Origin of the sequence: Psychrobacter sp. UBA3480 (assembly GCF_002377945.1) — a bacterium.
Classification (GTDB): Bacteria; Pseudomonadota; Gammaproteobacteria; order Pseudomonadales; family Moraxellaceae; genus Psychrobacter.
This window is the reverse complement of sequence record NZ_DFQV01000011.1, coordinates 118,564-141,637: the sequence shown is the minus strand read 5'-3', so window position 1 is coordinate 141,637 and position 23,074 is coordinate 118,564. Positions and strand designations below refer to the sequence as shown.

At 43.3% G+C, this 23,074-nt stretch carries 16 protein-coding genes; 6 read left to right on the top strand and 10 right to left on the bottom strand.

Annotated elements, in window-relative coordinates:
- The first annotated feature begins 233 nt into the window (after positions 1 to 233).
- Positions 234 to 746 carry a Spy/CpxP family protein refolding chaperone gene (locus tag B2863_RS04450; RefSeq protein WP_296207808.1) on the top strand — a complete coding sequence of 171 codons (513 nt, stop codon included), beginning with the start codon at positions 234 to 236 and terminating at the stop codon, positions 744 to 746.
- Between the two features lie 149 nt (positions 747 to 895).
- Here B2863_RS04450 and B2863_RS04445 read toward each other — a convergent pair whose 3' ends face one another.
- Positions 896 to 2,482, bottom strand: coding sequence for a hypothetical protein (locus B2863_RS04445; RefSeq protein ID WP_296207806.1), 1,587 nt, complete (start codon positions 2,480 to 2,482; stop codon positions 896 to 898).
- Positions 2,483 to 2,537: 55 nt separating this feature from the next.
- Positions 2,538 to 4,643 carry a hypothetical protein gene (locus B2863_RS04440; protein WP_296207804.1) on the bottom strand — a complete coding sequence of 702 codons (2,106 nt, stop codon included), beginning with the start codon at positions 4,641 to 4,643 and terminating at the stop codon, positions 2,538 to 2,540.
- 339 nt (positions 4,644 to 4,982) lie between these two features.
- On the opposite strand from B2863_RS04440, the gene ggt reads away from it, so the two are divergent.
- Entirely contained in the window at positions 4,983 to 6,941 is a 1,959-nt protein-coding gene (ggt, locus tag B2863_RS04435; protein ID WP_296207802.1) for a gamma-glutamyltransferase, read from the top strand.
- A 96-nt stretch (positions 6,942 to 7,037) separates the two neighbouring features.
- Here ggt and B2863_RS04430 read toward each other — a convergent pair whose 3' ends face one another.
- Positions 7,038 to 8,168, bottom strand: a complete 1,131-nt coding sequence (locus B2863_RS04430) for a restriction endonuclease (RefSeq protein WP_201579632.1) — start codon at positions 8,166 to 8,168, stop codon at positions 7,038 to 7,040.
- 337 nt (positions 8,169 to 8,505) lie between these two features.
- On the opposite strand from B2863_RS04430, the gene dnaE reads away from it, so the two are divergent.
- The 4 genes from dnaE to cysE all read left to right on the top strand — a co-directional run bounded on the left by dnaE (position 8,506) and on the right by cysE (position 14,660).
- The gene (gene dnaE, locus B2863_RS04425) at positions 8,506 to 12,225 is read left to right on the top strand and encodes a DNA polymerase III subunit alpha (protein ID WP_296207799.1); all 3,720 of its coding nucleotides are present in this window, start codon (positions 8,506 to 8,508) and stop codon (positions 12,223 to 12,225) included.
- Positions 12,226 to 12,297: 72 nt separating this feature from the next.
- Positions 12,298 to 12,678, top strand: coding sequence for an Hpt domain-containing protein (locus B2863_RS04420; RefSeq protein WP_296207797.1), 381 nt, complete (start codon positions 12,298 to 12,300; stop codon positions 12,676 to 12,678).
- Positions 12,678 to 13,559: an RNA methyltransferase gene (locus B2863_RS04415; RefSeq protein WP_296207795.1), complete on the top strand. Its 882-nt coding sequence runs from the start codon at positions 12,678 to 12,680 to the stop codon at positions 13,557 to 13,559. Before B2863_RS04420 ends, B2863_RS04415 begins: the two co-directional genes overlap by 1 nt.
- A 189-nt stretch (positions 13,560 to 13,748) precedes the next feature.
- Positions 13,749 to 14,660 (top strand): serine O-acetyltransferase, encoded by a 912-nt coding sequence (gene cysE, locus B2863_RS04410; protein ID WP_296207793.1) that lies wholly within the window; start codon positions 13,749 to 13,751, stop codon positions 14,658 to 14,660.
- Between the two features lie 506 nt (positions 14,661 to 15,166).
- Here cysE and B2863_RS04405 read toward each other — a convergent pair.
- The 7 genes from B2863_RS04405 to pheA form a co-directional block, all read right to left on the bottom strand.
- Positions 15,167 to 15,610 (bottom strand): hypothetical protein, encoded by a 444-nt coding sequence (locus B2863_RS04405; protein WP_296207792.1) that lies wholly within the window; start codon positions 15,608 to 15,610, stop codon positions 15,167 to 15,169.
- A 408-nt stretch (positions 15,611 to 16,018) separates the two neighbouring features.
- The gene (locus B2863_RS04400; protein WP_296207791.1) at positions 16,019 to 16,522 is read right to left on the bottom strand and encodes a 2-amino-4-hydroxy-6-hydroxymethyldihydropteridine diphosphokinase; all 504 of its coding nucleotides are present in this window, start codon (positions 16,520 to 16,522) and stop codon (positions 16,019 to 16,021) included.
- 19 nt (positions 16,523 to 16,541) lie between these two features.
- Positions 16,542 to 16,967 carry a dihydroneopterin aldolase gene (folB, locus tag B2863_RS04395; RefSeq protein WP_296207789.1) on the bottom strand — a complete coding sequence of 142 codons (426 nt, stop codon included), beginning with the start codon at positions 16,965 to 16,967 and terminating at the stop codon, positions 16,542 to 16,544.
- A 42-nt stretch (positions 16,968 to 17,009) separates the two neighbouring features.
- Positions 17,010 to 17,972, bottom strand: a complete 963-nt coding sequence (rarD, locus tag B2863_RS04390; RefSeq protein ID WP_296207787.1) for an EamA family transporter RarD — start codon at positions 17,970 to 17,972, stop codon at positions 17,010 to 17,012.
- Between the two features lie 195 nt (positions 17,973 to 18,167).
- Positions 18,168 to 20,501: a bifunctional prephenate dehydrogenase/3-phosphoshikimate 1-carboxyvinyltransferase gene (locus B2863_RS04385; protein ID WP_296207786.1), complete on the bottom strand. Its 2,334-nt coding sequence runs from the start codon at positions 20,499 to 20,501 to the stop codon at positions 18,168 to 18,170.
- A gap of 110 nt (positions 20,502 to 20,611) precedes the next feature.
- Positions 20,612 to 21,754, bottom strand: a complete 1,143-nt coding sequence (hisC, locus tag B2863_RS04380; RefSeq protein WP_114701083.1) for a histidinol-phosphate transaminase — start codon at positions 21,752 to 21,754, stop codon at positions 20,612 to 20,614.
- Positions 21,755 to 21,887: 133 nt separating this feature from the next.
- A complete protein-coding gene (gene pheA / locus B2863_RS04375) occupies positions 21,888 to 23,060 on the bottom strand; it encodes a prephenate dehydratase (RefSeq protein ID WP_102092477.1) in 1,173 nt (390 codons plus the stop codon).
- Between the last annotated feature and the right edge of the window lie 14 nt (positions 23,061 to 23,074).

Sequence of the window (23,074 nt, the reverse complement as noted above, 5' to 3'; positions counted from 1 at the left end):
GTAGTTAACCATATTATCAGGCAAGCACTTGCCAATTCACCAGAAACGTTACCTTTCTTAATACTTCATAAATGTTCGTAACCTTTAACTGTCGTAATATACTCCTATCAACAGCAAGTATTGCATTTCTAAGATGGCTGACCATAACGAGCGATAACGTTCAACAGATGGTACTTGCGAGATAAAAATTTAGTGTTTATTAAATCAAACTTAATGTAATCAAGGATATTATGATGAAAAAATTACTATTAGGCTCAGTATTAGCAGCGTCTAGCATATTTACAGTGACCGCTTGCACCAGCGTTAACGCAACCACTGATACAACGCCAACTGCGCAAATGCAAAAGAACCACAAAGATGGCGCGATGAGAGGCCCAATGTCAAAACTGGACTTAACCGCGACACAGCAAGCGCAAATCAAAGCCATCATGCAAAATAAACGTGGCGATCGCACTGCTGACCGTGCAGAACATCAAGCGGAACGCGCGCAAATGGATCAGCAAATACAAGCACTGACCAATGCTAGCACTTTGAATACTGCTGCTTTAAACCGTCTGGCTGATCAACGAGCGGCAAAAGAAAAGCAACGTTTTATCGAACGTGTACAAACCCAACATGCCATCGCTCAAGTATTGACTGCTGAGCAACGTGCAAAGATGGAACAAATGAAATCAGAGAGACAAGAAAAAGGTCGCAAGCACTCAAAAGACCGTAAAGGCCATGACAAACAGCATCAAGGTATGTAATAAACCACTCCGGAAAAGTGTTATTGTACCCAGCTGTATACGTATAAAATGAAAAAGCGCGCCTTTAATAGGTGCGCTTTTTTTAATGCAAAATTATCCTGTTCAAAAACTAATAATGCTTTCTATCTACTTATTAATACTCTAATCAGTTACTCAACCGAACCAAAACGCTCTCTGACCATCGGCAACATGTTAAAGACCATTTTACCTACTGCCGTGCCATTACCATCTTGGTAATATTGCAGCAGCTCAGGACCATACTCTCGTAAATCAATGCTATTGCTAGCGTTCGGCATCTGCACATTGCTTGGTAGGTTAGGAAACGCCAAGCTCTTAGTGCTAATAGCAGAATACTGCTGCAACACATCTATCCTCATACCCTTATTACTATTCGCTTCGCTAGTGTTATCTAACTGACGACGTAAGTGCTCCCATTTGAGTTGACCACGTTTATCAAACCCGTACAGTTCCTGTACTTCTGTATTGGCAACGACCTCACCTGTCGTGACTTCCTCATTCATTTGATCTTTTATCATAGCCAGTATTTTTTGTACAATAGACTTACTGGTAAATGCCTTTGGATTTTGAATCGACTCAAACGCTGTCATCGGTTCGGGTTCTTGTACCAGCTCTGGGTATTTTTCACTGATTCGATCGTAGAAAATTTGCATATATTTCTGTTGCGACGCTTGATAATCCTCAAAGCTTTGTACTCGGCGAATGATTTGATCGCTTGGTAGCATAGCCGATAACTGGTGCGCGGGCAGTTTTGGAGATAGTGAAGCAAGTGAGTTAGGAGCTACATAATTAAACTGGCTGACAGGAGCCGCATCATAAGTCGCATCTAACGCTGCAAAGTGGCTTTTAATGACTTCACCACCAAATCCTTTAGGCAATGTACCATCATCAATGGCTATTTTTAACCACTTGTTTTGCCATTTTGTACCGAGTTTATCGTCTAACAATTCTGAATTTAAAATCGCAAAATTATCTGCCCATAGGTAAATATCACCGTTTTTAAAATCCATATAAATAGGCTGGTTGATACTGCTGTGATGATTACGTGCTTGATACTGTGCACTAGCGAGCATCGTAGCCTTGCCTGCCATCGGTTGATAGATCCCTTGAGAGTCGATAGAAAGCGGCTTTAGTAGATACTCATCTAATAACTGTGCTTTCTTCCTATCTAACGGTCTTTGTTTATCTTCATAATTATCAAATAGCGCTTGATAATCTGGTGCTACTTTTACATCACTATCGTATTGATGGTCATCCCATGCATGATAGGCAGCTACGCACTCAAAATACGACTGCCTTATGCTGTCACGCTTAGTATCGTAATCCACCGCTAAGATATCTTTGTTTTGCTGTTCGGCTTGCAGGATTAGAGCGGCGTACGCTTGGTCATGTGTCTCTTCGCAGTGTTCATCTACATAGTCTGATGCCGCCATTTTCTCCGTACTAGTATCAGTATCTGTAAATTGTTGGTTATTGCCAATCTCAAGATTACTATGATAGCTAAAGGACTGACGACGCTGTTTTTGTAGTGCTGTTTCTAATGTTTTTTTGGCAATGCTAGGTGCTTGTTTTACAGCCACCGTGTTGGACTGGCCCAAACTGGTAGACTGGCAACCTGTTAACAACAGCGCCCCTGTCAAAAATGCGCTGGTTATTAGCAGATTGTTTTTAGTCTTAAATGGCAGACGTTGTGCAATGGTGTGATGTACTGTTTTCATTTTTTATCCTTAATAGATATGAGCGGAAATGCAATGAGATAATGTCATTTGACTTCTATTTTTCATTCATATCATCTTGAGTATCGTCAACTCGGCTCTCATCGACAGCGTCTGCGCCATTGTCATTATCGTTACCATACTCATCAGTGCCATATTCATTACTGCTATAAGCACCTTCGACACCGCTATCTTGATAGTCGTAACGTGCATAGCGAGCCGTTTGTAATCTGTCTTTTTTCTCGCGCTGCGTAGCTATCCATACATTGCCATCGATAGGAGGCATCGCGTTTGGACCAAAAGACTCAGCAAGCAGTGGTGTCAAGGCATGACGGTTGAAGCTGGCTTTATCGTAACGTACTTGGTTTAGCATGGTTGTGGTCGACCCCATAAAATCACTACCGATATTGACACGTTGCTGCTTGGCCAGCAGTCGATCTGAGCTGTCTAAATAATAGTAGTTGATTTGATTAAACGAGATAGGACCGATAGCTTCGATAAGCTGCAATAGCGAACCGACATCCGCGCTTTGATAGCCTTTATTGTATAATTGCGCTTTAGCAAGTGCTATCTTTAGTGCGGCACCATCAGGATACTTATCTGGATTGGCATCTACATATTCTTGCAGTGACTTCGTTACATATTTAAGGGTCTTACCGATCATCTCACCGCTTTGCTGACTACCGAAATAGACTTTTACGGCACGAGTCGCACCGACTTCTTTGGCAAACGCATCACCACTGGTATCGACTGCGCTAAAATGCTCAGGCGCCAGCTCAGCCATACTGCTCTGTATCGCATTGAGCACCGCATCGTAGAGCACCGCTGGTGGCAACTGTGCCGTGATTCTTTCAGGCAGACCAAAACTCACCGTGTGCGAGGTCATCTGTGATGGTAATGGCGTATTCTCCGGGTTGACAAGTGCAACAATCGGCATGATGGCCGATGGATCAACTACGACACTGCTATTATTAAAATCAAATGCTAATGGTATCTGTATCGATGATCTAATCGTTGGTGTGGCGTAGTCGTAGCTATAGACGCTTTGTAGTTGGCGCTGCTTGGGACGGTATTGACTGACACTATTGAATGTTAAATGCTCATACTGATAAGCATTGGATGCAGCTATTTGCTCAGGAGTACGGTGGAACATATCAAGTATATTGCCAATCATGCCTGTAGGTGACATTGGTAGGCTGCCACGATTTACCGTCTTTGTCTTAGCTTGCTGTTTTGCCATTTGCATGGCTTCATATTTTGCAGCCATTGATTTGGGACTTAACCCTGACATTCCTGAGAGCATACCTTCAGTACCGCTACTGTATTCATCATAATTATCATAGTCGTCACTACTGTAATTATCGCTACTATAATTATTACTGTCATAATCTGCTATATCGTAAGCATACTCGTTATCGCTGTTGGCATCATTGCTCGTCGGCTCATTCTCCCCTGCTTCAGCCAATATAGCAGCAATGGCTCTTCTCTCTGCTTCAGCTTCTGCTCTAGACTTATCATAATCACTAGAATAGTCGGACTCTATCGAATTTTTTGCGTCATCATAATCGTTATAGTCATCATTATATGGCTCATCATCACTTTCGCTATATGCACCCTCAGGCTGATACGCATAGGTTTCTATAATCGTTCTGAGCAAGCTACTCGATCCTGCGTCGATACTATCTTGGTCAATGAATGGTGCTGAGCGATAGTTGGCTGTGGCGACTGCGACATGCTCGGTCGCCAAGTGCTGACGAATGGCTGCAAGCAAGTGTGATTTGGCTTGGTTTTCGGTATTTGGATACTTCTCTTGATCAAACATCTGCTCATAACGCGCGGCCTGAGCGTTTTGACTGGCAGTAAAAGCTTGACCTTGACGTTGGCTCTGCGCGGCGTTTGCGACACTAAAGTCCATCATGGTACTAGAGGCGCTACTATTCGACGACAGATTGGAAGCTGAGCTGGCTGGAGTTGATTGGCAACCTGCGAGTACAAGTGAAGCACTACCAACTAGCAATGCGATAGAAGTCAATTTACTGGTTGGATATAGAGGACCGTTATTATTTTTACCATTATAGTTTTTATGATCAGTGCTAGATAAAAAAGTAGGCGCAGTCTCAGAGTAGCGCTGTCGATTGCGGTTATTAATATGGTGTGATGACATAGTAATCTCTTTGTATGAATAGACAGTCGATAATGAGTGTACAGTGGTACCGTTATTTATATCACAAGACGTTACAATTTAGTAATATTAGCGAATATTTTTAAAGAATTTCTTCATTGATAAATAATTTTCTCTGCATAACAGCTGTCTTATCAGTAGCTTCATCTACTTGAAAATTAGCTTCGTTTATTTGAAATACAGCTGATACAGCTAAACGCTATAAAAGCGTATACCACAAAAGATAATAAACAACTTTCTACTATTTCATATTTTCGTTACTATTTAGGCTTATCTATTTCCTAGCTCTATGCTTTCCACTCGCGTAAAAAGGACTTTGCGATGTCACAGTTATTATCTCGCCACCATCGAACCGCTCAGCAGCGTAAACCGAAAATTAATACCTTACTCAAATCTAGCGCCGTGCTCATTACCAGTACGTTACTGCTATCTATATCCGCACAGGCTGTAGAGTCAACGACCTCAATAAGTAACGCCACGGTCAACAATACATCAATCAATACCAGTGCCATAAACTTGGCCATCATGGCTGATAGTCCAACGGTACTATCTGAAACCAAGCGCATCACGCGAGCGAAGACCAATACCCTTAACACCACATCGAACAATGCTAACAATACTAACAGTGACCAAGCCATCTATTCTGAAGACGCCATTCATCATCCAGTTTGGGCAAAGAACGGCATGGTTGCTACCCAAGAAGCGCTTGCTTCTGACATTGGTCTGCAGATTCTAAAAGACGGCGGTAATGCAGTAGATGCTGGCGTTGCAGTAGGTTTTGCCCTAGCAGTAACCTTGCCGCGTGCGGGTAATATCGGTGGTGGCGGTTTTATGATGATTTATGATGCCAAACAAGGCAAAACGGTGGCGCTTGATTACCGTGAAAAAGCCCCGAGTAGCGCTTCACGCGATATGTACCTCGATGAAGCAGGCAATGCTGTCAGCGACTTATCTCGCTATCATGGCTTGGCAGTTGGCGTGCCAGGAACAGTAGCAGGACTACTAAAAGCGCTAGAAGATCATGGTACGATGAGCCGTGAGCAAGTTATGGCACCAGCGATAGCACTGGCTGAAGACGGCATAGAAGTCACCGCTGGCTTGTCCGAGTCACTCACGGCGTTGAGCGATCGCCTGCAAAAATGGCCAAGTACCAAAAAAGTGTTTTTTAAGCCTGATGGCAGCGCTTATCAGCCAGGTGAACGTCTAAAACAGCCTGAGCTTGCGCGTTCGTTAAAGCGGATTGCGGTACAGGGTACCGATGGGTTTTATAAGGGTGAGACCGCTCAAAAACTGGTTAAAGCAGTCAATGAAGCAGGCGGTAGCATGAGCCTGCAAGATTTGGCCAATTATCAAGCCATCGCTCGCGAACCTGTCAAAGGCGACTATCGTGGCTATGAGATTGTCTCTATGCCACCGCCCTCCTCTGGTGGTATTCACATTATTGAAATATTGAATATCTTAGAAGGCTATCCGCTCAAAGACTACGGACAAAACAGCGCACAGACTATTCATTTAATGGCGGAAGCGATGCAGTTGGCGTATGCAGATCGAGCTGAGTATCTGGGAGATGCTGACTTTATCGATGTGCCTGCCAGCGGCTTAACCTCACAAGCCTATGCAGATAAACTGCGTACGTTGATTGATCCCAATAAAGCCACGCCAGCAGCTACTATCAAAGCAAACAATCCTCTGCCGTACGAGAGTGATCAGACCACGCATTTCTCTATCGTTGATCAAGATGGCAATGCGATAGCCAATACTTATACATTAAACTTCTCTTATGGTACTGGTCTCGTTGCGGATGGTACAGGCATTTTGCTCAACAATGAAATGGATGATTTCTCTGCCAAACCGGGCGTACCAAATGGCTACGGTCTACTTGGTGGTGACGCTAATGCTGTGGAAGCCAATAAGCGTCCACTGTCTTCTATGAGTCCGACACTCGTATTCAAAGACAGCAAACCTTATATCGTTACTGGTAGCCCAGGTGGTAGCCGTATCATCACGACTGTCACTCAGATTATCTCCAACGTCATCGATCATGATATGAATATCGCTGAGGCAACACATGCGCCGCGTATCCATGATCAATGGCTACCTGATGAGATTCGAGTGGAAAAAGCACTGAATATAGATACCGTGAAAAAGCTCGAATCAATGGGTCATACGGTCAGTCCAAAATCCGCGATGGGATCTACACAATCGATCATGCTCACACCAAACGGTGTTTATGGATCGTCTGATCCACGTATTGTCGATGCAGCGGTGGTTGGTTACTAAGTTATGAATATATGTCTCTAGTCATTATAAAAAGCTCTATGTGTTGCTATAACTCATAGAGCTTTTCTTGTATAAATAAGTAAATACTGACCTGCTTTAATATAGCTTAATTCTTTCAAAAAAGTCATTGTCCAATAATAATTTTGGTCTGGCATTCACCTCTTTTAAACCGACTTTATGTTGCATCATTAACTCGATCAAGTTCATCTGATCAATGAGAATAAGACTGTGCGAATCAGTCGAATTAGCATAGTCTTGAGCAGGCTTAGTAAAGCTAGTGGTAGTAATAAAGATGCCATGATGATTGGTTTTTTGTGGAGGATATGCACCTATGAAATTTCTCAAGTCGCCATTAGATATATTATTGCCATTACTATATAGCTTGGCCTGTATATAATAATTGTGCACCTCACCATCTGGAAAGTCCTGAATAATTAGTCCATCAATACCATTATCGTTAGACCGCCCTGTATGACGAGATGTTAGATTACTTTCAGGACTTTCTATCTCTAAGGATCTCTCAATTAATTTCAAACAAAACCACTCAAACTGCAAAGGTGATAAGCTTTCAAGCTGAGCCATGATCATATCAGGCGTCACTTTGACAAAATCATTACCAACAGCAGCATCTGCATAATTATTCATAAATATAGAGGTTCGACGTTTAGTTTCGTCAATCAAATGACTAATAAGTGCGTCACCATTTTTGCCATAAGCAGCAATATTAACTTTTTGCAAATCAGCAAAAGATTTGCTATCGAAGCGTTTAAAGTTAGCAATATAATCACCATTTGGTATTCCTTCACCAATATATTGATTAAAATTATTACCCGCCAGCCAAAAATAAACTTTACCGAAAGGGTCTAAACGTATGATATTTTTAGGCGTTACTTTCTCATCGAAAGTAATAAAATTGGCAAAGTTCTGATTTAGATTAGGAATCAAACTAAATTTATCTTCCTTAACCAAGCCCATTGCAGATAAGCATACTAAGATCAAATCAATAATTTCGTCGTAGCAAGGCGAACCATCATGACATTCATGGCGTATATCGTAGTTACTCATATAGTTGATGTCTTTATGATCATTTACGATTTGCGCTAATTTCTCAAACTCTCTGTAAAATACAGTGCGCCCAATAGTATTTCGCGTACTTAAATTTTTTATAGTTTGTATTCCAGCATTTAACATGTCGCCAAATGCAGGCAGCTTAGTAATATTACTCATAGTATTATCGTCTTTTTTGATTGCGTGAATAATATAGTGAAATCGGCATAGTATTACAATTATTTAAAAACAAATGTTTATGCTAACAACTATTGAGAGAAAACGCAGCAAAATTTCATGTTAATAAATAAGAAAAACAAATCCTCTCACGCAGATTAAACCCTTTGAACCTGTGGCTGTCTGCGGCAAATAATGCTATTATTGACGACCCCATTTAAAACGTATCAATATGGCTATCGAGGTCTTATCGAAACCTAGATATCAGTATAATTGATTGATAATAATCAATTATTTTATCGGCAGCTTATTTCTTTGATCGTACCAGTAAGAGTCTTCTATGGCATTTGTACACCTTGGCATTCACAGCGAATATTCCATCACCGATTCTATCGTGCGTATCAAACCGCTGGTAAAAGCTGCTGCGGCTGACAATCAGCGTGCGTTGGCATTGACCGATTTATCCAATTTATATGCCACGGTGAAGTTTTATCGTGCCTGCTTAGGTGCGGGTATCAAGCCTATCATTGGCAGTGAAGTCATCATGGATAATGAAGACACACGCCTTACCTTGCTCGCGATGAATAACGAAGGGTATCAAAACATTACCCGTATCGTATCGCTTGGGTTTACCGAAGGTCGTGCTGATCCTATCAATCATGGCACGCCAGTTATTAAGCGCAGTCATATATTAGAACATGCAGCAGGTGTGATTGTACTGCTCACCGAAAAGTCAGACGTGGGTCAAGCATTGGTCGGCTCGATGCCAGAAAAGGCCGATGAACTACTTACTGAATGGCAGTCAAAATTTGATGATCGTTTATACTTTGCGATCAAGCGTACCAATCGTTCAGGCGAAGATGCTTTTATTAAAGCAGCCATCCATTCAGGTGCCAAACACAGCATTCCTATCATTGCGCATAATGACGTGCGTTTCTTAGAGCAAGATGATTTTGATGCTCATGAAGCCCGCGTCTGTATTGCAGGCTCTTATGTCCTTGCTGATCCAAACCGTCCGCAGACTTACTCGGATGAGCAGTATCTAAAAACACAAGCTCAGATGGAGCAATTATTCGCTGATATTCCGCAGGTCATTGATAATACCTTGCGTCTCGCTACACGCTGCAATGTCACCTTGACACTTGGGATTAACGTCCTACCTGATTTTCCTGTTCCTGAAGGCGAGACGATTGAATCGTTTTTCCGTGCCGAGTCACAACGCGGTCTTGAGCAGCGCTTAGACAAGCTGTTTCCTGTCGAGGCACGTACGGACAATTGGAACGATTTCCGTCAGAGATATGATGAACGCCTAGCATATGAGTTAGATATTATTCTATCCATGGGCTTCCCTGGTTACTTCCTAATCGTCATGGACTTTATCCGCTGGGCAAAAGCCAATGGCGTGCCAGTAGGCCCTGGACGTGGTTCTGGTGCAGGTTCATTGGTCGCATACGCATTAAACATTACCGACCTTGACCCGATTCATTACGATTTACTGTTCGAGCGCTTCTTGAACCCTGAGCGGGTATCGATGCCCGATTTCGATATCGACTTTTGTATCGAAGGTCGTGACCGCGTCATTGATTATGTCGCGCAAACCTATGGTCGTGATGCCGTATCGCAGATTATTACCTTTGGTACTATGGCCGCAAAAGCGGTTGTGCGAGATGTGGCTCGTGTGCAAAGCAAATCGTACTTCTTGGCCAATAAAATATCCAAGCTGATTCCAAAAACGCCTGGCATCACACTGAGCCAAGCGCTTGAGCAAGAGCCACAGCTCAAAGACTTGATCTCTAATCCTGATAATATGGATTATGAAGATGCCATTGAGATTTGGGAGATGGCGATTAAGCTTGAAGGTGTATGCCGAAACGTCGGTAAACATGCCGGTGGTGTATTGATTGCTCCGCACAAGATCACTGACTTTAGTGCCATTTACTGTGATGATGAAGGTCACCGTGTCAGCCAGTTTGATAAAGACGATGTAGAAGCTGTCGGTTTGGTGAAGTTTGACTTTTTGGGTCTACGCAACTTAACCGTCATCAACGCTGCGGTTGAGAATATTAATTTACGCCGTGCAAAAGAAAACGTACCTGCCTTAGTTTTAGAAGATTTGCCGCTAGATGACAGCAAAGCCTATAAGCTGCTGCAAGATGCCAAAACCACGGCGGTCTTTCAGCTAGAAAGTATGGGCATGAAAAAGTATCTGGCCAAACTACAACCGACCAATATCGAGGATGTCATCGCCATGTGTGCGCTGTATCGTCCCGGCCCACTCGATGCAGGCATGGTAGAGATGTATATCGACCGTAAGCATGGTCGCGAGGAAGTCATTTATGACCATCCCAATCTTGAGCCGATTTTAGAAAACACCAATGGCGTTATTGTCTATCAAGAACAGGTGATGCAAATCTCGCAGGTGATGGCAGGCTATAGTTTGGGCGGTGCTGATATGCTACGCCGTGCGATGGGTAAAAAGAAACCTGAAGAGATGGCCAAGCAGCGCGATATTTTTGTCACTGGTGCAACCTCACAAGGCATTGATGAAGTCACGTCAGGCGGTGTGTTTGACTTGATGGAAAAGTTCGCAGGCTATGGTTTTAACCGCTCGCATTCTGCGGCTTACGGCGTATTGGCTTATCAAACGGCCTATCTAAAACAATACTACCCTGCCGAATTTATGGCAGCGGTCTTAACTTCAGATATGAACAACACCGACAATGTCGTGTTCTTTATCAATGACTGCCGTGAAAACTTTGGGTTAACCGTAGTCAATCCTTCGGTCAATCGTAGTGAATGGCACTTCGTTGCCGATACTCCGACCAATATCATCTATGGTCTTGGCGCAATCAAAGGCGTGGGTGAAGGCGCGGTAGAGTCTATCGTAGATGCACGCCGCCGCGAAGGTCCTTTTAAAGACTTATATGACTTCTGTCGCCGTGTCGATATCAAAAAAGTCAATAAGCGCACACTTGAAGCGTTGGTCAGTGCTGGCTGTTTTGATGACTTTGCCGCCACGCTACGACCTGACTTGCCAGCCGACGAAGCTTACGAGATTCGCGGTGCCTTGATGAGTCAATTGCCAAGCGCGGTACAAGCCGCTGAGCAAGACCGTCAAAACCGCGAAATCGGTATGATGGATTTGTTTGGTGAAATGGACGGTGTGGTCGCAGCGCCGCCGTTAGTGATGACGCCAGAACTCATCTGGGGTGACAAACACCGTCTAAAAGCGGAAAAAAACACCTTGGGACTGTACTTAACGGGACATCCAATCAATGAGTATTTGGATGAGTTAAAACGCTATACCTCTGGTGCGCGTCTCGATAAGTTAACCGATACAGGCTATAACGGCAGCTGCTATTTCTCGGGGCTTATTATAGATATTGCCAACTTTGGTAATCGTAACGTGATTACTTTAGATGATGGTACATCGAGACTCGAGGTCAGCTGCTACGCTGAGCGTTTTAATCGTGTCAAAGAGCAGTTGAAAATCGATGAAGTCGTCATCATCAAAGGCAGCATCCGTGAGCGTGATGGACGTTTGTTTGCACGTCTTGATAGTGCCATGAGTATGGTAGATGCCCGACTACGTTGGCTCAAAAAAATCAGTATCAAAGTTCACGGTAGTGATATTAATTTGCTCACACGTCTACAGCCACTACTTAAATCAGCCCAAGCTGACATTATTCCCGAGCCGCGTCTGGCTTATAACCAAGAGCAAGACGAGCTAGGTAGTAGCAGTAATAGTACCTACGACCCTGCAATGGGTGGCAGTTTGTATGATGAAAACGGTAATGATTTATTGGCATTAGAGAGCGACATGAACCATGATGCGGCCAATCAAAACGGTATGTCAGCCAGTTATGCCAATAATGCGCTAAGTAATACTGACGCTTCTATCAATGATAATTGTCTACCACTTGGACTAAGCATTTATGAGGTCTATGGCATCGCAAATGTTGGACTGTCTGAGCACTGGCGCGTTTACCCAAATGACGACAACCTGCAGACATTGAAGACTTTGGTCAGTGAAGAGAACTTACATTTCCATTACAGCTAAGACGTACATTACGTTTTAAAAATTCATTATAGTAATCTTATTGCTTTAACTTTTATAAATTGGACAACCACCATGGATGACACTACAAATAATAATATGCTCGGACAAACTGATGAAGAAATTATCAATCATGAACAGTTCGAGGACATGCGTGACCTGCTCGAAGAAGACTTTGTTGATTTGATACAAGTATATTTTGCTGATAGTAAGCAAAGAGTTGCAGCGCTGCGAATTGCTCATCAAAAAGACGATAATGCCAATGGTTTTGAAACTGCTCATGCTTTAAAAGGTGCCAGCGCCAACTTAGGTACGACTCAATTAGTCCGTCTGAGCAGCCAGCTACAAGAATACTGCCGCGAGCGCCGGATTAATGAGCAAGCCGTCCTTATTGAAGAGATTGCCATGGCATTACACCGTGCTGAACAAGAAATCAATCAGAGACTGGGACAATAATGAGTAACGACGCTTCATTAGCCGTATCATCACGCACAGTGAACGACTACCTTGATTGCCTACAAGTGGTCATGGTTAATACAACTTTACCTGCCAATATTGGTTCGGCTGCCCGCGCGATGCATACCATGGGCTTGTCTCGCTTAACGGTGGTCGATCCCAAATTACCGATTGACGAAACCAGTGTGTCTCATGCAGCGGGTGGCAATGAACTATTATCGTCAGCTTTGATTGCACCCACTTTAGAATCTGCTATCTCAGACTGTCAGTTGGTGTTTGCCGCCAGCAGTCGTAGCCGTCATATGCCGCGCCCTGTCGTGACACCTACGCAAGCCGCTAAGATTATGTTTGACTTTATCGATGCACAGGCAGCTTTAAGTGCAGATGATAGTAATGTTGATACCTCATCTGCTGCTACGTCTAACAAACCAAATATCGCTATTCTATTTGGACGTGAAGACCGTGGATTGACCAATGAAGAATTGGCTTATGCTGATTATCATATTCAAATCGACGCCAATCCTGCTTACCCTGTGCTAAATGTCGCATCAGCGGTGCAGGTCATCGCCAGCTTTATTTTTGCTTATGCTCAAACGCACACTCAGACAGCTGATAGTTTAGATTCGGATACGAGCACAGGCGTTCAGTCGACAATTAACGTAAGTTTGCGTCAGCAATGGGATGAGCCTGCTATTAATCAGCAGCAGCTGCAACAGCTCACTCAGCGTACCACTGACCTTATGGTGCAGCGTGGATTAGCAAATAGCGAACATCTGAAGTCATTGCCATCACGCTTGTCTAGACTTGGGTCACGCCTACAGCTTGATCAAAAAGAGTATCAGCTATTAAGCGCTTTGATTGCCAAGCTATCGAAAGACTAAAACAAGCCATAGTTTATGAGCTTGCTTTTATTTGACAGCTTTTTACTATATTTTGCGGTATAAAGCTGTTATAACTTGCAGAAGCTTAGCGAAAATATATATTCCTGATTATCCGAACTTTATGACCATAGATTAGAGACATCGCTGTTTTCGCAACGACACTCTACCGACGAATAGATAGGACGCTTTATGTCATTGCCATCCAAATTATTCAAATCGCTTATTACTATCAAAAACGATTTGAAAGAAGATATTGATGCAGTATTCACCCGAGATCCTGCGGCGCGTAATAGTCTGGAAGTGATCCTAACTTATCCGGGCATACATGCGCTTGTTTTGCATCGCGGTGCACACTGTCTTTGGAACAATGAACAGAAACTAGCCGCTCGCGTGATCTCTTACGGCTCGCGCATCATGACAGGTATCGAGATTCACCCTGCTGCTAAGATTGGTAGACGGTTTTTTATCGATCATGGTGTCGGCGTCGTCATTGGTGAGACGGCTGAGATTGGTAACGATGTGACGCTATACCATGGTGTTACTTTGGGCGGTGTGTCTTGGAATAATGGCAAGCGTCACCCAACGTTAGAAGACGGTGTAACCGTTGGTGCTGGTGCAAAAGTTTTGGGGCCATTTACGGTCGGTAAAAATGCTAAAATCGGCTCGAACGCAGTGGTAGTCAAGCCAGTACCAGCAGGTGCTACGATGGTCGGCAGTGCCGCGCGTATGATCTCAGATCATCACGATGAAAAAGGTAATCCAATCGCGACACAAGTACAAGATGCCAAGCAACAAGAAAAAGTTGCGCATGCTGGTGAGAGCAACGATCAAACTAAAGATACTACCCCTACTGCCAAACGCACCAATACCTTCCGTGCTTATGGTATCGATCCTTATTCACAAGACCCTGTCGCAGAAGCATTTGCCAAAATGCTTGAACACATCCAACAGTCAGAGAATCGCCTCGATCAACTACAGTCAGCGATGTGCGATATTGATCCCAATTTTTGCAAAAAAGAATATGACAAGCTTTGTCTAGAAGATTTAGATGTGATTGGTCGTGCTGATATCAATGACGTAGATAATGAGAAAAATCGCTAAGACAGTCGTTAAATGTAGGCAGTACTATTGCCGTATAGACTGATAACAAATGCTTATATAGGTTTTAGTGAAGAACCAATGAAATCAAAGCGGGATTGGATAAAATCTACCATGTCCGCATACATGGTAGGTTAACCTTCTTGATTTTCTAGCAAATTCTGACTTAGCAAATCGTTGCTTTTCATCTCAGAGTAAGATGCACGAGCTAAGAATTTCTCTGATGAATTGATAACTTAGAAGACCTTTGTCCGTCCTGTATATCCAATATTACTCAATGTATACAACAACGATATAATCAAAATTAGATTGTACTATATCTCTGTGCCTGCGCTATACCAGATATTTAACAATTTTTACTAAATAAATATACCCTGACCTCACCGCTTCTTATAAGCTTTAATTTGTCATATTGTTAAAATTAGAACAAATTATTTAGCAACCTTTCCGCACTGCCTACTTTACTAAAGCTATCAATTATTTCATTTTTAACCGTCTACGACATGTATTTAGTCCTTTTTAGTATTAGTAGTAGGCTTAAAATCGCCCAAATAATCGTAAATAAAAATCTTTCTAGTAATTAATAAATTTATATCGACATACTGAATGGGGTGGCACTTCTCTTTATTGTATTCAAGATATTGATAAAACTCGTCCCTCTGTTGACCATTCCACTTATATCCATAAGGCATATTTCCTGAAAACGTTCTATGACTCTCAACTTTATGACCATCTATGGTCAATCTTAATATCTTCATTTTACTTGTGTCGGTATAACTACTTCGTAGATACAAACACCCTTCCTTTATATTATTTGGTTTTTCTGCTTTTCTTTCAGCGATATAGCGCACACCCCAGACCTCAAAAATAAAGTATCCGAATAATAAAGTTATGATGATAAGTTTTTGATGTCCGAGATAGATGCCGCGGATTTTTTTGCTATAACTTTTCATCCTTCTCTTCTTATAATTTTTAGGTTTCATCAATAACTGGGGTTAGTTTAAAACTAGCTATATTTAAATGTAATAGACCAACGTTCTTTACCACAGGGTATTTATCTTCGGTAAGAGTTTTAAGGTGCTCGGAAGGCGTGTTATCGCAGGCAGATAAAGTAGAGATTATTATTACTAATAAACTCGTGACTATCTTTTTCTTCGAAAAGTTCATTGGTTTTTGCATAGGTAGTAGTGTCTTGAAGATTACATCGTCACTTATACTAACAATTGCCTATATAATCGCATAGTTTTTATTAGATTTTTATCTAGGAAACTGATGCGCTGAGGCAGAGTGAATGCTGAATAGCGATAGTTTTAGGTGAAAAGATATAATAGCAGTTAAGATATGGCTACTCATTAGAAAAATTAGAGCTTGGTTAAAATTAATTCTTCAACCCCTGCTTCCTCATGCGCTTTAAATGGATAACGATCTGCCATTATTATCCAATCAGACATTGGTTTAGATACTAATTTCTTGCTTAGGCTATTATTTTCTTTTGATAATTTGATGAGCAAGATATCAATGTCTATCGTCACACGCCTTATTTGGTTAGGCTCAGTCTGTCGGCATCTATTACAATCGCCTTCAAGCGTTTTAAAAGTTTGCTGTAGTTGTTGCAGACTCATCGGTGTGGTCAATGTTAGATGGACACACTGATTGGTATAATCAGGTTTTGGTAATTGGGTAGTCGCAGTAAAATCAGGATTTTGAAAAGCCGTAGACAATCGCACCTCACCTAGCGCTACCAAGCGCTGCCGAGCAAGCGGGAGATACTTGTCGGCTTGATAGTTACTACCTAGCGCTAACACTAGCTCTACCACAGGCTGTGCTTGCACACTCTCAGGTGCGCATTGTGTGAACGTTGCCAAATTCAAATCCACTGACGCTTTATGCATCATCAGAGGGGCTGTTATTGGGTTCTGCGGCTTGGGTGGCTGACGTATCTACTGACGCATAGCGCGTTATTTGCACCCCTACCGCATCCGCTTGAGCAATAGCAGTAGGCTTAGCAATGCTCAACGTTATTTTTTGACAGTCATATTTTGCAAATATCTTATCAGAGATCTGACCAGCCAAATGCTCAAGCAGCTTTGCTTGAATCTCTTTACACCACTCGCTCACATCATCGCAGACTTCTTTATAGCTCAGGGCATCGCTGACATCATCTGACACAGCAGCACGGCTAATGTCCGTCTCAAGCGCAATATCAATGAGTAATGGCTGAGTGATAGCACGCTCCCAGTCATAAACACCGATGACCGCCTCAACTTTTAGACCTTTTATAAATACAACATCAGACTGAGTATGAAACATCCTTTCATCCTTGTTTGCTAATTTTTTTCATGTTTTTAATATTTACTTAACCGATTGTAGCGCTTCTTCACGTAGGCGCGCCGCTTTTAACACTTTACTTGGACGATGGCGCCACAGGTCGATGCTGAATAATAGCAGACCTAACCAAATCAGACCAAATACCGCTAAACGATGCAAGTCGAATGGCTCTTTATAATAGAACACCGCTAAAAAGAAAATAAAGGTCGGCGTCAGATAGTTCATAAAGCTCAGAATACTGTATGCAACGAGCTTGGTAGATTTATTGAATAATAAAAGCGGTATTAGCGTAATCGGACCTGCGATCATAAGCAGCCAAATGTTTGAGCTAAACCAAAAGCTCAGTTGATGGCTTGCCACATCAGACTGCCAAAACCACCAAAGACATAAAGGTACTAGCATTGCAGTCTCGACAAACATGGCATCGACAGCAGTCAATGGCGTTTGTCGTTGAATCGTCCCGTAAGTACTGAAACTAAATGCCAAAATCAACGATATCCACGGCAGACTGCCAAGCATCACCACTTGAATGACCACAGATAATAATGCAAAGCCAATGGCTACCCATTGTAGCGTGCGCAGGCGCTCTTTGAATAAAATCATGGATAGCGCAACGCCGACCAATGGCCCGATAAAGTAACCCAAACTGGCCTCAAGAATACGGTCTTGATTGACCGCCCATACATAGGTCAGCCAGTTGGTCGCAATAATTAAACCAGACAAAAAGGTGAATACAATCCATCTTGGATTTTGCTTTAAGGTGTCAATCCACTGCCAGCGCTTGGTCACTACCAGCAGCACCAGCAGACATAAAAATGTCCAAATAATGCGATGGCCAATGATCTCCGTCGCATCATAATCAGATAGCTGCTTGAAGTATAACGGAAATCCGCCCCAAATAAAGAACGCGATAAGCGCAGTAATAATGCCGCGTCTGGTTGTGGTGATTGGGGCAACGGGTTTTTTGATGACATTTTGGGTAGTCATAATATAGGACAACTTTTTAGAGCAAAGCGCACTTTCACCTAATTCTAATTATTATTGTCAATTGAATCGTGAAAGCGCAGGGTTACTACAGTGAGATTATAAGGTAAAAAGCAATGTACTCATGCCAATAGTGACATGAGTACATTGCTAACGATGTTAGATTAAATCTTTAAGAGTTAACGGTAGCTTAGCGACTTATTCAGCACCAGTATCCACTTGGATAGACATACCAGTTTGGTTGGCAAGTTCAGCGAATCCTGGGAAACTGGTATTAACCGTTTCAACCCCTTCAATGGTAATTTGCTGGGATGCACGCAGACTGGCTACAGAGAAGCTCATCGCAATACGGTGATCATGATGCGAGACAATATGACTGCCACCAAAGACAGGTTGGCTATTGTTTACTTCACCGTTTTCAGTAGCAGCGCCTTTACCTTCGATAATCAGACCATCATCAGTTACAGTACAATCAATACCAAGTGTATGTAACCCTTCTGCCATCACAGCAATACGGTCTGATTCTTTGACACGCAGCTCTTTAGCACCAGTCAATACCGTACGACCTTGTGCACAGCTAGCCGCGATAAATAGCACAGGGAACTCATCAATGGCCAGTGGTACAAGATGCTCTGGTATCTCAATACCGACCAAATTTGAGCTGCGAATCGTAATATCAGCAACTGGCTCGCCGCCCACATGCGTCTCATGACTTAAGCTAATATCTGCATTCATTAATTTAAGAATATCAATGATGCCAGTACGTGTAGGGTTGATACCTACTTGGGTCAAGGTCAACTCGCTATTTTGACTGATGGCTGCTGCCACCATAAAAAACGCTGCAGATGAGATATCGGCAGGAACCGCGATATCGCCGCCTGTTAGTGTGCCGCCGCCAGTGACACTAATGCGATTGCCTTCTACGGTCACCGGATAACCAAAGGCCGATAGCATACGCTCCGTATGGTCACGGCTGATCTCAGGCTGTGTGACCGTTGTCGTACCCTCTGCCCATAGACCTGCTAGTAGCAAGCAAGATTTTACCTGAGCTGAAGCAACTGGCATATCATACTCAGTGCCTTGTAATGGCTTGCCAACTGTATCACGACCAGTGATACTCAGCGGCGCAGTACCACTATGACCAGTACTCTGAATCACAGCTCCCATAGACCGTAGCGGTGCCGCCACGCGCTCCATTGGGCGTTTATTCAAGCTAGTATCACCTGTCAACACGCTATCAAATGATTGCGCTGCCAAGATACCAGATAGCAGACGCATACTGGTGCCAGAGTTACCCATGTAAAGTGGGGTTTTGCTAGGTTTCAAACCTTTCATACCGACGCCATGAATGGTCAAATTGCCATTGTCAGGGCCTTCGATAGTCACACCCATATCACGGAATGCTTGCAGCGTTGCTAGCGCATCTTCCCCTTCCAAAAACCCAGTCACATTTGTCACGCCTGTGGCAAGACTGCCGAGCATAATGCTGCGATGCGAGATAGATTTGTCACCAGGAATGGCGATGGTGCCAGAAACAGTATTGCTAGGGGTAATATTATAAGAAGCTGACATAGCAGAAGTATCCGTATAAGGGGTGCTGGCTAACATATGGCCGAAATGTCGCCGTGCGGCTTGCGCGCGGCCCAAAAGTCCCATCAGGGCGGTTGAATCTTGATCAATAATAAGCTGGCGCATTGTCTGTAAATAAACACCATACTCATCAAGGGCGCTGACAATCGCGCTTTGGTTGGCAAAAAATATATCATGCCACATTTTAGGGTCACTGGCAGCGATACGCGTAAAATCGCGGAACCCACCAGCAGCATAACGAAACATATCTAAATTATCATCATGGCTTGCCAATTGCTCAACCAAATTAAAGGCAAGTAAATGTGGCAAATGGCTGGTGTGCGCTAATATGCGGTCATGATGCTCAGCATCCATTGACATAACATTTGCGCCCACTGATTCCCATAATAGTCGCAACTTTGCAATAGCAGTTGCACTGGTTGTCGGTAGCTCGCAAATAATAACGCTATGATTAACAAATAAACTGGCGCGGCGCGCATGATACCCTGAATTTTCAGCCCCAGCAATTGGATGCGCTGGCACCAATCCTATCGGCAGCGAGCCGAACACTGCTTTAGCGGCATCAATGATATTGACCTTAGTACTACAGACATCTGTCATGATGCAATCATTGGCAAGCTGTCCGTTATCCATCGCTTGTTTGATATCAATGAACACTGCTTGAACTGCCTGTACTGGCACTGCAATAATGATTAAATCACTGTCAGCGATAACGTCTTGTAAGTTTGCACTACCTGCATCTAGCAGACCATGCTCAATAGCTTCTGTAATACTTGGCGCATGTCTATCGACTGCTACCAGACGCGCGCTTAAGCCATTATCTTTAATAGCTTGCGCAAAACTGGCACCAATCAGCCCAAGTCCAATCACACAAACTTGTTTAAATATAGGTAGCGTAGTATTTAGAGACGATTGAAGTTTATTATTTTTCTGACTACTCACGGCTTTTCTCGTTGGACACACTAAGACATAGATAGGGCCAGTCTTAGTGTTATAAATTTTAATGGCTAACAAAGAACAACTTTTTAATGAAAAAACATTAATAGATGCGCTTAGTCTTCAGTCAAAATAGAACGCAAAGTATCAATCAAACGTAGGTTGTCTTCAGCCACACCTACTGTGATACGTAGCCAGTTAGGTAGTCCATAAGCATCCAACGGACGGACAATAACGCCTTGTTCAAGTAGTGCCTGATGGATAGAAGCAGCGGTTATATCTTCCATCTCAACCTGCACTTCGACCATAATAAAATTGGCATGCGACTTCACAAAACCCAATCCTAGCGCGTCAAACTGCTTTTCTAACCAGCGCATTTGCTCATCGTTTATCAGACGAGTTTTTTCGATAAAGTCTTGATCAGCAAGTGCAGCAGCAGCAGCAGCTAAACCGACACGGCTGACGTTAAATGGCTGACGAATACGGTTTAGTAAATCCGCCACTGCCACCGAGCTTAGAGCATAACCGACGCGTAAACCTGCCAGCCCATAAGCTTTAGAAAAAGTACGCACGATAATGACATTATCGAACTCATCTAATAGTGCGCGGTTGTTACTCTCAGGACTATACTCGATATAAGCTTCATCTAGTACCACCAAGACTGAGCTTGGCACACTGGTAACGAACTGATACAGCTCTTTTTGCTCTAGCTGCGTACCCGTTGGATTGTTCGGATTGGCAATAAAGACGATTTTGGTATTCGGATTGTCTTGAACCGCTTGGCTCATGGCTTTTAGATTATGGCCGAAGCGTTGAGCAGGCACTTCAATGCCCGTGGCACCTTGCATCTTCGCTAGCATAGGATATACCACAAAAGCATACTGACTATAGACGATGGCATCATCAGCACCCACAAAGCTGCGTGCTAAAATATCGAGCAAATCATCAGAGCCATTACCTAAGGTAATTTGATTGGCATTGACATCGTTAAAATCAGCCAGCGCTTGCTTTAGATAGTAACCATTGCCATCAGGATAGCGCGACAACTGCCCTAGCTGCTCAGTCACTGCTAGCGTCACTCGTGGGGAGCATCCCATTGGATTCTCATTGCTAGCCAGCTTGACCACATCTGAGACACCATACTCACGTGTCAGCTCCTCAATTGGCTTACCGGTTTGATAAGGTGCCAATGCCAAAATACTGTCGTAAGCTGGCGTTAACGGCGATAGATCTGACGCGGTCAATTGAGTAGTCTGCATGGTTTATCCTTAGATGGTATCTGTAAATGCTTTTTTTGAATACTATCTGCAAAAGCTAAGACCCATCTATTATGTATGAATACCAGTGAGTAAGCCTGTAATTATCTATAAGTAGTTGTCTATAGGTAGTCGTCTATAAGACAGCTTTTGGATATGAGCCCAATATGCGCAAATCCTTGACCAATGGACGAATATCATTGATGGCAGCGCTAACGTTTGGATCATTAACATGACCATTCATATCGATAAAGAATACGTATGCCCACTTGTTAGGACGCTCAGGACGCGTCTCAATACTGGTCATCGATACGCCATGATATGACAAAGGTTTCAAGATTTCGATCAGTGCGCCTGCTTTGTCGTGAGCGGAGACGACGATAGAGGTTTTGTCTTGACCAGATGGCGCAATTGCTTCATGACCGATAATAAGGAAGCGTGTGGTGTTACTTGGATTGTCTTCGATATTTGAGTAGAGCTTATGCAAGCCATACTCTGCAACAGCGACATCACCTGCAATCGCAGCTGAATGCCATTCATTTTTAAGGCGGCGAGCAGCTTCACCGTTGCTTGATACTGCAACGCGCTCAACATTAGGGAAGTTTACATCTAGCCAATGACGGCACTGAGCAAGCGACTGCTGGTGCGAATAAATACGGCTCAAACCATCAATCTTAGTATGCTCAGCAACCAAGAAGTTTTGATGAATTGGCAATTCAACTTCGCCAATGATCTTCAAGGTAGAAGACAAGAAACCATCTAGAGTATGGTTGACCACGCCTTCTGAAGAGTTTTCGACAGGGACCACGCCATACATCGCTGTACCTGCTTCGACTTCGCGGAACACATCAGTAATGGTCGTCATCGGTACGGTATCAGCGGCTTTACCAAAGTGCTTGAGCGCAGCGGCATGCGTAAAGGTACCGACAGGGCCCAAGAAGGCAATACGCTGCGGCGCTTCTAAATCCAAGCATACTGACATGATTTCACGGAACAAACGCGCCATTTTCTCATCAGCGATTGGACCTGCATTACGCTCCATGACAGCTTTTAGTACCTGTGCTTCACGCTCAGGGCGGTAAAAGATAGGATTGCTATTGTCATCAGCAGCGGTATGATTTTTCTTTACCATGGCTACTTGCTGAGCCAACTTTGCACGGTTATTGATTAACGTTTGGATCTCACAGTCTACTGCGTCAATATTTTGGCGAATATTGTCTAAAAACTCTTTTTCAGTTGCGGTATCGCTAGCGCCTGTAGTGGTTTGATTTAGATTATCCATTGTTTGCTCTGGTGACTGCTCGCTCATTACCGCCCATCCTT